The sequence below is a fragment of the Paenibacillus sp. CCS19 genome (assembly GCF_033239625.1).
Taxonomy (GTDB): Bacteria; Bacillota; Bacilli; order Paenibacillales; family Paenibacillaceae; genus Paenibacillus_T.
The window spans coordinates 52,359-63,891 of sequence record NZ_BTCK01000038.1 but is presented as its reverse complement, the minus strand read 5'-3'; the positions used below and the strand labels follow the sequence as shown (position 1 = coordinate 63,891).

Here is an 11,533-nt window from a genome sequence, read left to right as displayed (position 1 = left end):
AGTATTACATCGGCATAAACACCAGGGTGTTTTTCCAATGTCCACTATAAGGGGTGCACTTCAGGATCTTGCAGGCCTTTTTTGCCATATTGCCGGTACGCCGCCTACCAGCCGATTGCCGCTCCGTCGCTGCGCGGGTCGGCGCCGCCCTGCCGGAAGCCGTCTTCGTCGATTTTGATCGCGTGGGCATGGCCCATGATGCCGTCGAACGCGCCGACCGTGCGGACCGAATGTCCGTTTGCGGAAAGGGCCGCCGCGACGGCGGGATCGATCCGCGACTCCAGTTTCAGCTCGCGCGTCGGCTCGCCCCATGTCCGTCCCCATACCCAGCGCGGCTCGCTGACCGCTCTCTGCGGATCCATGCCGTAATCGAGCATGCGCGTGACGAGCGCCGTTTGCGTCTGCGGTTGGCCTTCCCCGCCTTGCGTACCATACAAGATGAACGGCTTACCGTCCCTCAGCACCATCGCCGGCATGAGCGTGTGGAACGTCCGCTTGTGCGGCTGCAGGCAGTTGACATGCGCGGGATCGAGCGAGAAGAACGAACCGCGGTTTTGCAGCAGTATGCCCGTATCGCCGGCGACGACGCCCGAGCCGAACTCGAAATAAAGACTCTGGATGAACGATACGGCATTCCCGTCCTTATCGACGACTGCCGCAAACGCCGTATCGCTGCCCATCGGCTCGGCTTCGAGCTCGGATGCGTGTTCCGGCTGGATCGACGCGGCAAGCGCCGCCGCATAGTCCTTGGACAACAGACGCTCGATCGGAATGTCATGAAAAGCGGGATCGGTCAGCACCTCGTTGCGATCGCGGAAGCTCAGCTTCAGCGCTTCGACGAGCAGGTGATAATAGTCGCGCGTGCCGTGTCCGACAGCGCGGAGATCGAACGCCTCGAGAATGTTGAGCGCCATCAGGCCGACGAAACCTTGCGAATTCGGCGGCATTTGCACGACTTCGGCGCCGCGATACGTGCCGATCAGCGGATCCACCCAATCGCCGCGGTGACTGGCGAAGTCATCCGCCGTCAGCAGTCCGCCTCTGCTTCGCAAGAAGCCGGTTATTTCCGCGGCTATCCGGCCGCCGTAGAATACTCCGCGTCCGCCGACCGCCAGCTCCCGCAAGGTCCGGGCCAGCCGCCGCTGCACGAAACGCGCTCCCGCGGCTGGCGCACCGCCGCCGGGCAAATAAATGGCGGCCGTACCTGGCTCGGCAGCGAGCATTCCCGCATGCGCCAGCGTGTTCGAGCATTGGTCATGCGAGAGCGGGAATCCGTCTTCAGCGTAGCGAATCGCAGGCTCCAGCACCTCGTCGAAGCCAAGGCGTCCGTAAGCGGCATGCACCGCCTCCCAGGCATCCACCATGCCCGGCACCGTCACCGCACTGCGGATGCCGCGAGTAGGGATCGTCGCACAATCCGCGTAAGCCGCGATAGTCGCGGCAGCCCCTGAGCGCCCGCTGCCGTTATACCCTCGGATCCTGTTCTCTCCCGCTTCGTAAGTCAGCCAGAAAGAATCGCCGCCGAGTCCCGTCATGTGCGGATAGACGACGGCCAAACATGCGCTGATGGCTACCGCCGCGTCGAACGCGTTGCCGCCCCGTTCCAAGATGCGCGCGCCTGCCGCCGAAGCAAGCGAATGCGGACTGACGATCATGGCCTCGGTCCCGATAGCCGATTCGTTTCTTCTCATGCAACGTATCCCTCCCCACGCAAGATGTCAACTAACATAACATAGAAATTTGCACCATTTCAACGGCTTTTTTCATGCACCGCAACCAAAGTGGCGCTTCATCCATTGATAAGAAAGTATAGTGCCGCTAAAGTTAACGTATCAAAAGCAGATTACCAATTAATAATGCAATCGGGAGGCATGATGATGACGAACAAAATCATCAGCGAATGGCCTGGCAACTACCGCATCTCCGATGCTGCCGAGAGGTTGTAACGTATGGAGATCAACACAACCAACCATCGTTATCGCGAGCTTGCCGCCGCAATGTTCCGCGCCGGCGTGCTCGGTTACGGCGGCGGGCCGTCGGTTATCCCGCTCATCCGCTACGAAGCGGTAACCCGTTATGGCTGGATGAAGGACGAGGAGTTCGGCGAACTGCTAGCCATCGCCAACGCGCTTCCAGGACCGATCGCGACCAAAATTGCGGCCTATCTCGGTTACCGGGAGAAGGGTTGGACCGGCGCAGCCGTTTCGCTGCTCGCTCATATTTTGCCGTCAGCTGCGGCGATGCTTGTCCTGATGTCAATCGTACAGCTGTTGAGCAAATCGCTCGTCGTTGCCGGCATGATCGAGGCGGTCATGCCGGTCATTGCGGTCATGATCGGCATGATGGCATACGAATTCGCGCAGCGTACGTTCATCGGACTCGGCAAGCCATTTGCAATCGCGATGTTCGCGTCCGCCTTCGCGCTGCTCGAGTTCGCACCGCTCCATCCGGCAATCGTCATCGCGTTGTTCCTCGCATACGGTTCCGTTCATTACCGCGTCGCCAATCGGCTGCGCGAACGCATCGATTCGAAGCGAAATCGAAGAAAAGATAAGGAGGGATCCGCGACATGGAATGGCTGAAGCTTCTGCTCGGCTTTTTCCTCTCCAATGCGCTAGGCTACGGGGGCGGTCCCTCGTCGATACCGCTTATGTACCGGGAGATCGTCGATCATTACGGCTGGCTGAGCGATGCGCAGTTCTCGAATATGCTGGCGCTCGGCAATACGCTTCCCGGCCCGATTGCCACGAAAATCGCCGCTTACGTCGGCTATGACGCGGCCGGTCCGATTGGGCTGTTGACGGCGCTTGCGGCGACCACCGTTCCTTCGGCCGTCGCTCTTATCGCGCTGCTCGGCCTGTTGAACAAATACCGGCAATCAAACGCGGTCAAAGGCATGACGCTGCTTGTGCAGCCGGTCATCGCCGTCATGATGGTCGCGCTAACCTGGCAGCTTGGCTCGAAAGCCATAGACACGATCGGCATATGGCAATCGCTCGCTATCGCCATTGTCGCCTTCTGGGCGATGGCGATCAGGAAAATACATCCCGCCTTCGTCGTCATCGCCGCCTTCGTGTACGGCGGTCTCGTTTTGTCCCATGTACTTATATGATCGATCCGCGTTATTCCGCACTCCTTTAACACGCAGACGCCGCAAGCTAGATTAAATGTGCCGAACGATTCGAGAACTAAAAGAGCAGGAATGCACGCATTCCTGCTCTTTACTTTCTGTATTTAAGCTCGCCGTTACAAGCCATGGTGGTAAACTGCCAGTTAATTCTCGATCGCACACTTTGTCGGAAATGAAAAAAGCGCGGTCACAAGTAGCTGCCGAATTCGGCGTTCTCCCAGTGATCGCGCTGTTTCTAATTATATTTACTCACTACAATCTCAGCAATCTGAGCATATAGGATGTGATCTCGCTCAACTGGCTGTCCTGTTACCCAGATGTCTACTTGTCTCCCAACCGTAAGCACCGTATCCGCTATTGGTGCATCTTCATTTAACTTATGAATGTAGAGGTCACTAACTGGCGAGCCAATTAACTGTCGGGTAGCAGCAGAATCATCTTCATCTTTGTTCTCGACGATATGCAACCGCCTCGCAGAATCAATCTCTGTGATCGTACCGCTTAGGTAAGGCTTCTTCGACCGCTGTTCGATTTCGACTCGAACAGGAAACGTCCCTCCTGCCAGCTCATAGATCGATTGAATGAGCTTTTCTTTTACTTGATCCGTGATACCTTCGCGATGCCACGCTCTTTCCCTTACGGTGACCACTGCCTCGTTCGAATCAATCCGATAGCTGACAGGTTCTACATTTAAGTACTCGAAGATCGTTATCTTCGTCCATACTTTCGCCATCGCGCCTGCCATTGCAGCCTGCAGTGGATACCCTGCAGCGTATATCGGCTCTTTCATATTCTTATAGTTGTAGTGCGATTGCGCAAGTACATATGCAGCCTTTTGCGGAACATCGAAGACGACCGAATGTGGTTCCCAATCTTCATTGTAAGGCAAGCTTTTGTGCAGCGTTGTAATCTCGCCTTTATTGCTAACAGAAATTAGCTTCAGGTCGATCGATTCCACCCTATACTTACTCCAGACTTCGATTTGTTTCAAGTTCATCTTTAGCCGATACATAGACTTGCCATCCACAGTCATAGATCGCTGATCTAACGTGCTAGGGATTAGCGGATATACGGGATCGGATAATAAATGAGGATAATTCGGTTGTTGCACGTCGGAGTCCTGTACTTCGCTAAGTAGCCGATGATAACTAGGATCCATTATTGCTAACACGTTGTTTTGACCATATTTGCGAACCTCATAGCTGTAACCAGGCATCCCATTCAAGATCGGTGTTAATGGCACATACAGCTCATCTGCTCGGTACTCGGGTTCAGCTTCAATACCGTGGCCCATGTCTCCTTCGTATACAGCCCAGTCTCTCCCTTCTTTCAACCCGCCTACAGAGTTGAAATCTTCTAGGATAGGCCACACGTTATACCATTTCTCCGGACCGGAGGCGCGTTCTTCCAATCTCCACCCCATAATCGATGACATGGTCTGCAGCGGCGCCATCAATCGGCTGTTCTTGATGAATGGTGCCTTCTCGCCCGGAAAAAGGACGAACATATTATTCATCAGGAGCGGCATGACCTGCTTGCCGGCTTGAGCTTCTTGATTGGGCGAAGTAGATGCCACTGCCGCCACAGAAGCCGATACCGAGAGACTGCTTCCTGTTAATAGTGCAGCGCACAGCATAACTGCCGGACGAATTCGCATCCATCAATACCTGCTTTCATCAATGTAATTAACTCTTTATTCCATATATAGACGCAAGTCACAGTTGCAAAGTTGCTATGCCCCAGATTTGGTTGAGGAGAATCGGCGGGATGAAATAAGGAATCATCCACTGGCAGGTCCCGTTCTGCAGCATCTCGCCGAGCAAGAAATCCCCATCTCAATAAAAAAAGCCGCAGCTACGCGACTTTTAATCTTATAGATTAGTAGGACCGACATCGGTGTCACTGCACGAAATAAAACGGCCACCAGTGCTGAAGGTCACGAACAGCGACGCTGCCCCTATTGTCATAAACACCTAAGGACAGCCTCGCTATAATATCAGATCAATGTCACGGCTAACTGTCGCGATACACGTCCTCCCATTCTTCCGGTGTTCCGGCATCGGGGAAGATCGTGACGACCGTCGCATTCGGGCCTAGTTCGTCCGCGACTTGGCGGGCGACAAGCAGGTTGGCAGCGGCCGATGTGCCGATGCGAATCCCTGTCTCTTCATATAAACGCTTCATCTCTCGAAGCGTCTCTGGGAAGCTGATCGGCCATTGGCGGCTGAGTCGCTCCTCTTCCCGTTCTACGAATGGCTGCTTGCGGCCATTGCCGAGTCCGCCTGAACCGTTATATTTGCGCAGGCCATTAGGCGGATTGGAACTTCCATACGGCAGTTCGGCAGGGATGACGAGATGAAGCTGCACTTGCGGGAACGATTCGACGAGCGCAGTATATACGCCCATTAACGTACCGCCCGTGCCGACTGAAGCTACCCAAGCGTCGATTCGGCTCACCGGCAGCTGGCTCACGATCTCTGAGCCCGTATACATGCGATGCGCTATGAAATTCGACTCATTGGTATGCTGGTATAAGAAATAATAGGAAGGATTTCTCTCGCTAAGTTCCATTGCATGTTCCATTACGCCCCAGAAGCCGCGCTCTTTATCGACGAGAATGACTTCAGCGCCAAGCTCCCCCAGCCGGTTCACGATTCGTTTCGAAACGCCGGAACTAAGCACAAGCGTGAGTCGAATCTGCAGCTCGCGGCACATCGCCGCAAGCGACAGGCCTAGGTTGCCGCCGCTGTATTCGAGAATATGAAGCTTATGCCAGTCATGAGCCGGCGTTCGCTGGAGCAGATCGACCAGCATTGCATATGCGGCTCTATCTTTGATCGACCCCGTCGGGTTGTCCCATTCGCACTTCGAGAAGATTCGGGCGGCGCCTGGCGGCGTTGCAATCTCGATCAACGGCGTTTCCCCGACCTGCGAGGCGAATGCCTGGAGACGATCCCAGGCCCCCTTCAATTGAACGTTCATGCGAATGCGTCCTCCTTTTCTTACGAACCATTTCAATTTCGACCTACATGTCGGTAGTGGAGCTACTCTACGCGTTGACGCATTTCGCGGTATAAATGTACGACCTCCAGCTCCCTCGGCTCGATCACATATAGAGCGCCGTCGTAGGACGCCGCCAGTATGTGTTGGCCGTAACGCGCTACAGTGCTTATTCCATTCGCTGCTATTTTGCTGCGTTTCACGCCGCCGCTTGCCAAGTCAACGCACATCACGTGACCCCAATAATCGCCGACTACGATTGTGTTGTTATCGACGAAGCATACTGATTTCAGTGAACGGCGTCCCAGCGTAATGGAATGTACCAAATCGCCGCGTTCCACATCATATACCTTCAGTGTAAAATCGCGCGATACACTCGCAAGAAGCTCGCCTGAAGGACTGATGTCTACATCATTGATAATCGCCGTGTGACCAAGGTAAGAACGATAGAGCTCGCCTTCGAACGTCCAAGTAACGAGCTCTCCTGCAGCCGAGCAGCTTGCGCCAAGAGCACGTGTCGGATGAAGTCGCAGCGCTTTGACGGCACCGTCATGCACTTCAATGGTCCCTTTGCGCTCGCCGTCGCGTCCGACTCGAACGATCGTACCGCTGTAGCAGCCAACGAAGCACTCTTGTTCATAACCGTGAAGGTTCGCAATGCGAATCGTATTGATCGGGCCTTCGCCAAGCGCCAGCTCGCGTTCGTGAATGAGCGCCCCGTCGTTGTATCCGAACAAATGCAGCCGGTGATTGTGCGCCCCACCCGCAACCAGTCCGTACTGGCCGCTTGCAGCAAGTCCGTTCATCAGAAATCGACCGGAAGTCGGCTCGAATTTGCTCGCTTGATTGTTCTGCAGATCGATCAGCCTAACATAGCCGTCATCGCTGACCGTCGTAATCTGATGGCCGTCCAGCACGCCAATATCATTAAAGCAAGCATTGCCTTGTATTTCTGTATCGCCGCTGACTTCTTTCAAGAGCGTGCCTGTTTCGGTGTCCCAGACAAGTACCGTTCCGTCGAAAGTGCCGGCAAGCAGCTTGCTGCCATCCGTCGTAAACGTAAGCGAACGCTCCCATTTGATCGGATTGTTCTCCAGCTCGCGCTTCAGCTCGAACGTTTGTGCATCCCAGATCAGAATGCGTTGATCATAAGCGGCAGACAGAATGTCGCCGGACGCAGGCGAGACATCGACCTTCTTAATGCCTGATGCATGCGCTGCGATATCTTGAATGAGCTCGCCGCTATTCACGCTAAAGACACGAATATGGCCGTCGTCGCAGCCGAGAATGACGCGTTCGTTCAACAAATCGATGACGCAGGTGTCCGTCTCGACGTCGAATGGTCCCCACGTATTGAGCAGCGCTCCCGTTTCCAAGCTCCAAACGCGAAGCGTTTTGTCATCGCCGGAGGAATAGATATAGCCTTGATGGTAAGCCAGAGAAAGCACGTCCTTCTCATGGCCTTCCAATACTCGCGTGATGGCGCCCGTCGTCAGATCCCATACAAGGATACGATGGTCGCGCGAAGCCGAGATGCCGACGGTTTCGCTGGCGAAGACGAAGCTCTCCACGTCGTCATAATGGCCGTAGAGAACGCGCTCCTGTTTATCCGTTTCCATATTCCAGATGCCGATGGAGTAGTCCGAGGATACGGAGGCCGCTTTGCCTCCTTCGCTGCTTACGACGATCGAGTTGACGAGATGCTGATGGTAGCCTAGCAGCCGAACCTCGCCGCTGTCGAGATTGAACTTAGCCACGGCGCCGTCGTAAGCGGACGTTACGGCCCACGCTGTATTGCCGACCTGCCGAATGGCCGTCACAGGGCCGCGGTGCTTGACGAACTGCTCGATCTGAATGTCTGACAGTAATTGAACGGACATGGATTATCGCTCCTTATGAGCATGATTCCGACCTCTCCTCGATGATCGGTATCATGTTTGATTGGTAAAAGGCAACTGTGCAAACTTCTTCTCTTTGTCGCATTGATGACGCTACTATCTCTTCATTAATCTATATATCCTCGGCTAACCGGAACCCCATGACATAGATGTCGCGGGGGTATCGTCCGTGGCGGCGCCTGCAGCGCGCAAGGTCACGAAGCCGTGTGAAACTTCCGCCTCGCGCGATCCGGTATGTGCCGAGCGAATGAACAAGATCATCTTCGATATCCTCGCCGTTCGGATACGGTCGGTAATCGCAGGCAACATATTCTTCGACGTTGCCTGCCATGTCGAAGATGCCGAATGGAGAACGACCATTCGGGAAAATGCCGACAGGCGTGCTCGTGAGCAGCCCTGTCTCCACCGTGTTGGCGTGATCCTGGAGAAACGTGTCGCCCCACGGGAACTCTCTTCGCTTCGGACCCGAAGCCGCAAACTCCCACTCGAACTCGGTCGGCAGTCGGAACGCTCGGCCCGTCTTTTCCGACAGCCATTTGCAGTAGGCTTCTGCCGCTCCTTCGGACACCGTATGCACGGGATGGTTCGCTTTCTCGGCAGGGTAGCGGCCGAATGCCCAAGACGTCGGCAGTTCCGCTGATGGATTGTCGCGCACAAAATGCCAATATTCCAGGTTCGTAACCGGATATTGGCCGATAGCGTATGGCATTAGCCGGACTTCGAACATCGGACACTCTTTGCGGATCCATTCCGCAATGATGCCTGTTTCCTTATAACGTTCGACGATGTCGTCGACTTCCTGCGGAGCTGTACCAAGCATCGCCGCTCCGCCTGGAATGATTGCCATGCTTGGCGCCAGCGGGTTAATGCGCGGATCGCCTATTAACGCCAACAAGTTTCCAGCCGCGAGCCTTTCCTCTAACGTCCTGCATTCATCCTCGCATAAGATGCTCAATGCCTCAGGCGTCAGCGAAAGGAGCGATCGGAACGAATCGAACAGCTGCTCATGCCGAAGCGCAACATACCCGGCGGGAAGGCCCATTGCCTCCCGGTCGGACAGCTCGTTCAGCTTTCCGCGATAGCCTTCGAGCGAGTTCAGCTGTACATGCATAACGACGAACCCCCTTTTCTACTTAAACGAACCGTACGTATTCATCTGGCTCAGTTCGCGCATTCATTCCGCATAGATTCCATAGCAATCAGCATCACTGGCGATTGCTATATTCAGCAGGCGCAAACATCACAAGGATGACCAACTCTTCCGTGATCGAATGGAAGCGGTGCGGAACGTTCGCTTCGACGAGCACGATGCTTCCCGTCCGGACTTCATGCTCGTTGTCGCCCACGGTCATAGCAGCGCGACCGCTCACGATATAATAAAGTTCATCCTCTGTATGCGGCGATTGATCATCAACCGCACCCGCAGGCAGCCGATAAATCCCGGCGCTCATGGAAGGAATGCGAATAAATTCGCAATAGTCTACGCTGTCGCGGCGCATCGTATCAAGCAGTTGATCCAAGCGCAATGCCATTGGCTGTCAGCCTCCCATCTGCCCGGCGTGAGATCGCCAGCGTCACCTGTCCCGGTTGGTTAGCGAGTAATTGCCTTGATGAGCCCAAGCTGCCGGGCAAACTGGATCTCACGGTGCAGTCCCTCGGCAATCCGATAGAGTTGGCCGAGCATCACCTCATTGAAGTCGACATCGCCGTCGTCATCTTCCTCGAGATCGTACTTCGAGCATGCAGCCTGCTCGTTAATCGTTCTGGCGTACACATTGCGAAAGATGAGCCGCAAGCCGTTAAGCGAATTAATGCCGGTTCTATAACCGCCTGCAGCCGCAATCAGAGCGATCGGCTTGTCCTTCCATAGCTCTGTTTTCGTATAATCGAGCGCATTCTTAATCGCGCCGCTGAAGCCGCCATGATACTCCGGCGTGCCGATGACCAATCCGGACGCCTGCTCGATCTGCTCGACCCAAGTCTGTGCGCCCGCCGGCTGATTGACTAGATCGGGATCGAAGATCGGCAAGTTCAACGCTCCGACGTTCAGAATCGAAGTCGTATACTCCTTTTCCGAAAGGAAACGCTCTACCGTTTGCAAGGCGAATCTCGTTAATGATTGTTCTTTAAGGCTTCCGCACACTAGCAGGATGTGATCAGGCAATGACGTATCCTCCGTTACAAATGAAAAATGTACATGCTACATTGCTTTCGCTTCGGTAGCTGGCGAAGTTGTGCGATCTCGAAGCCCCCATACGATCGGTCCCGTACATGCTAAAATGAGAAAGCTCACCAGCAGAAAAGCAACCGATGCATGCCCAAGCCCGCCGATATAGCCGATAATCGCGTAACTCGTTATTGCGGCGACTCTTTGAAGCGAATTAATAATAGAATAAATGCGGCCTCGCAGGTCAGCCGGCGTCATCTCGGCCATATACCCGGATATCGGGCTTTTCGTTCCACTGGCGAATAACCCCAGGAAGAAGAACAATGCCACGGCAGCTGCAGCATTACTGCTCCATCCGATAATGGCAAAAATAATGCTCTGCATCACAAGCGAGATGAGGATGAATGTCTGTCTTCGAATACGCTTCTCCAATAGACCGATTAACCAAGCGCCTATCGCGGTGCCGGCGGCCATTGCGCCGATTAAGGAAGCATACATACCGCTCTGGCCTGACTCTGTGAGCCCGAGGCTCGACTTCGTATACAGCAGCGCCCCGACCGCAACGCCTGCGAGTACGAATGTATCGAGCAGAAACGAGCTGGCGACGAATTTCAGCTTCGTATGCGAGGACAGATAACGCGCCCCCTGCATGAATTGCTCGCGGAAGACGGGTTTAGCCGTGGTATGGTCTTTCGGCTGTTCTGCAGGCATTCGAATGGAAGCTGACAGCAAGAACGATACGAAGAAGGTTGCCGCATCGATCCATAGCGCCGTGCGAAGGCTGCCTACCGCGCTTATGACGAGCGCGGCGACGAAAGAGCCGCTAATATTCGCGATTTTGAACGAGCTGACCAGCAGTCCGATGCTCTTCACATATTGCGATCGTTCGCATAACAATGGAATGACTAGCGAACGGACAGGCGCGAAGACAGCCGCCAGCGAATGAGATAGGAAGATGAGCAAGTAGATCGCCCACACCTTATCCGTGAAGAAAATGCCTGCAATAAGGAAGCAGCGTATGAGATCGATGGAGACAAGCAGCATCCGTTTGTTCAGCCGATCGATGAACACGCCTGCGAGCGGACCGAGCACGATCCACGGCAAGCTCTCGATGACGAAGCCAAGCACAAGATTCGTTGATGAATGCGTCATCTCGTAAATAAGAAGCGGGATGATGACGAAGCTCAGCGCATCGCCTAGCTGCGACACGGTCTGGCCTGATAATAGTTTCATAAAGCTGCTGTTTCGTAATACTGCACGATAAGTCGAACTTTGATTCGTTGTTACCGACACCTTGTTGCCACCCTTTCGCAGCGTGTCATGAATGACGATCTGCTT

The 11,533-nt window shown here is 54.6% G+C and carries 10 protein-coding genes; 2 read left to right on the top strand and 8 right to left on the bottom strand.

Features of this window, described 5'->3' with window-relative positions; genetic code table 11:
- Window positions 1-104: 104 nt before the first annotated feature.
- Window positions 105-1,691, bottom strand: coding sequence for a gamma-glutamyltransferase (gene ggt / locus SBI19_RS22305; RefSeq protein ID WP_317971728.1), 1,587 nt, complete (start codon window positions 1,689-1,691; stop codon window positions 105-107).
- Between the two features lie 258 nt (window positions 1,692-1,949).
- Here ggt and chrB point away from each other — a divergent pair, with 258 nt between their 5' ends.
- A complete protein-coding gene (gene chrB, locus SBI19_RS22300) occupies window positions 1,950-2,582 on the top strand; it encodes a chromate efflux transporter ChrB (RefSeq protein WP_317971727.1) in 633 nt (210 codons plus the stop codon).
- Window positions 2,570-3,112 (top strand): chromate efflux transporter ChrA, encoded by a 543-nt coding sequence (gene chrA, locus SBI19_RS22295; RefSeq protein ID WP_317971726.1) that lies wholly within the window; start codon window positions 2,570-2,572, stop codon window positions 3,110-3,112. Before chrB ends, chrA begins: the two co-directional genes overlap by 13 nt.
- A gap of 253 nt (window positions 3,113-3,365) precedes the next feature.
- Here chrA and SBI19_RS22290 read toward each other — a convergent pair whose 3' ends face one another.
- The 7 genes from SBI19_RS22290 to SBI19_RS22260 all read right to left on the bottom strand — a co-directional run bounded on the left by SBI19_RS22290 (window position 3,366) and on the right by SBI19_RS22260 (window position 11,488).
- Window positions 3,366-4,787, bottom strand: coding sequence for a hypothetical protein (locus SBI19_RS22290; protein ID WP_317971725.1), 1,422 nt, complete (start codon window positions 4,785-4,787; stop codon window positions 3,366-3,368).
- A gap of 356 nt (window positions 4,788-5,143) precedes the next feature.
- The gene (locus SBI19_RS22285) at window positions 5,144-6,112 is read right to left on the bottom strand and encodes a PLP-dependent cysteine synthase family protein (protein WP_317971724.1); all 969 of its coding nucleotides are present in this window, start codon (window positions 6,110-6,112) and stop codon (window positions 5,144-5,146) included.
- Window positions 6,113-6,174: 62 nt separating this feature from the next.
- Entirely contained in the window at window positions 6,175-8,010 is a 1,836-nt protein-coding gene (locus SBI19_RS22280; RefSeq protein WP_317971723.1) for a WD40 repeat domain-containing protein, read from the bottom strand.
- Between the two features lie 130 nt (window positions 8,011-8,140).
- Window positions 8,141-9,139 carry a formylglycine-generating enzyme family protein gene (locus SBI19_RS22275; protein ID WP_317971722.1) on the bottom strand — a complete coding sequence of 333 codons (999 nt, stop codon included), beginning with the start codon at window positions 9,137-9,139 and terminating at the stop codon, window positions 8,141-8,143.
- Between the two features lie 94 nt (window positions 9,140-9,233).
- Window positions 9,234-9,560 (bottom strand): cupin domain-containing protein, encoded by a 327-nt coding sequence (locus SBI19_RS22270; protein ID WP_317971721.1) that lies wholly within the window; start codon window positions 9,558-9,560, stop codon window positions 9,234-9,236.
- A gap of 59 nt (window positions 9,561-9,619) precedes the next feature.
- Window positions 9,620-10,192 carry an NADPH-dependent FMN reductase gene (locus tag SBI19_RS22265; RefSeq protein WP_317971720.1) on the bottom strand — a complete coding sequence of 191 codons (573 nt, stop codon included), beginning with the start codon at window positions 10,190-10,192 and terminating at the stop codon, window positions 9,620-9,622.
- Window positions 10,193-10,228: 36 nt separating this feature from the next.
- Window positions 10,229-11,488, bottom strand: a complete 1,260-nt coding sequence (locus SBI19_RS22260; RefSeq protein WP_317971719.1) for an MFS transporter — start codon at window positions 11,486-11,488, stop codon at window positions 10,229-10,231.
- Between the last annotated feature and the right edge of the window lie 45 nt (window positions 11,489-11,533).

What these genes read in the sequence shown, in the direction of transcription:
- SBI19_RS22280 (WP_317971723.1), bottom strand. Translation starts at nt 8,010, where the DNA reads ATGTCCGTTCAATTACTGTCAGACATTCAGATCGAGCAGTTCGTCAAG.
- SBI19_RS22290 (WP_317971725.1), bottom strand. Translation starts at nt 4,787, where the DNA reads ATGCGAATTCGTCCGGCAGTTATGCTGTGCGCTGCACTATTAACAGGA.
- SBI19_RS22270 (WP_317971721.1), bottom strand. Translation starts at nt 9,560, where the DNA reads ATGGCATTGCGCTTGGATCAACTGCTTGATACGATGCGCCGCGACAGC.
- ggt (WP_317971728.1), bottom strand. Translation starts at nt 1,691, where the DNA reads ATGAGAAGAAACGAATCGGCTATCGGGACCGAGGCCATGATCGTCAGT.
- SBI19_RS22285 (WP_317971724.1), bottom strand. Translation starts at nt 6,112, where the DNA reads ATGAACGTTCAATTGAAGGGGGCCTGGGATCGTCTCCAGGCATTCGCC.
- chrA (WP_317971726.1), top strand. Translation starts at nt 2,570, where the DNA reads ATGGAATGGCTGAAGCTTCTGCTCGGCTTTTTCCTCTCCAATGCGCTA.
- SBI19_RS22275 (WP_317971722.1), bottom strand. Translation starts at nt 9,139, where the DNA reads ATGCATGTACAGCTGAACTCGCTCGAAGGCTATCGCGGAAAGCTGAAC.
- chrB (WP_317971727.1), top strand. Translation starts at nt 1,950, where the DNA reads ATGGAGATCAACACAACCAACCATCGTTATCGCGAGCTTGCCGCCGCA.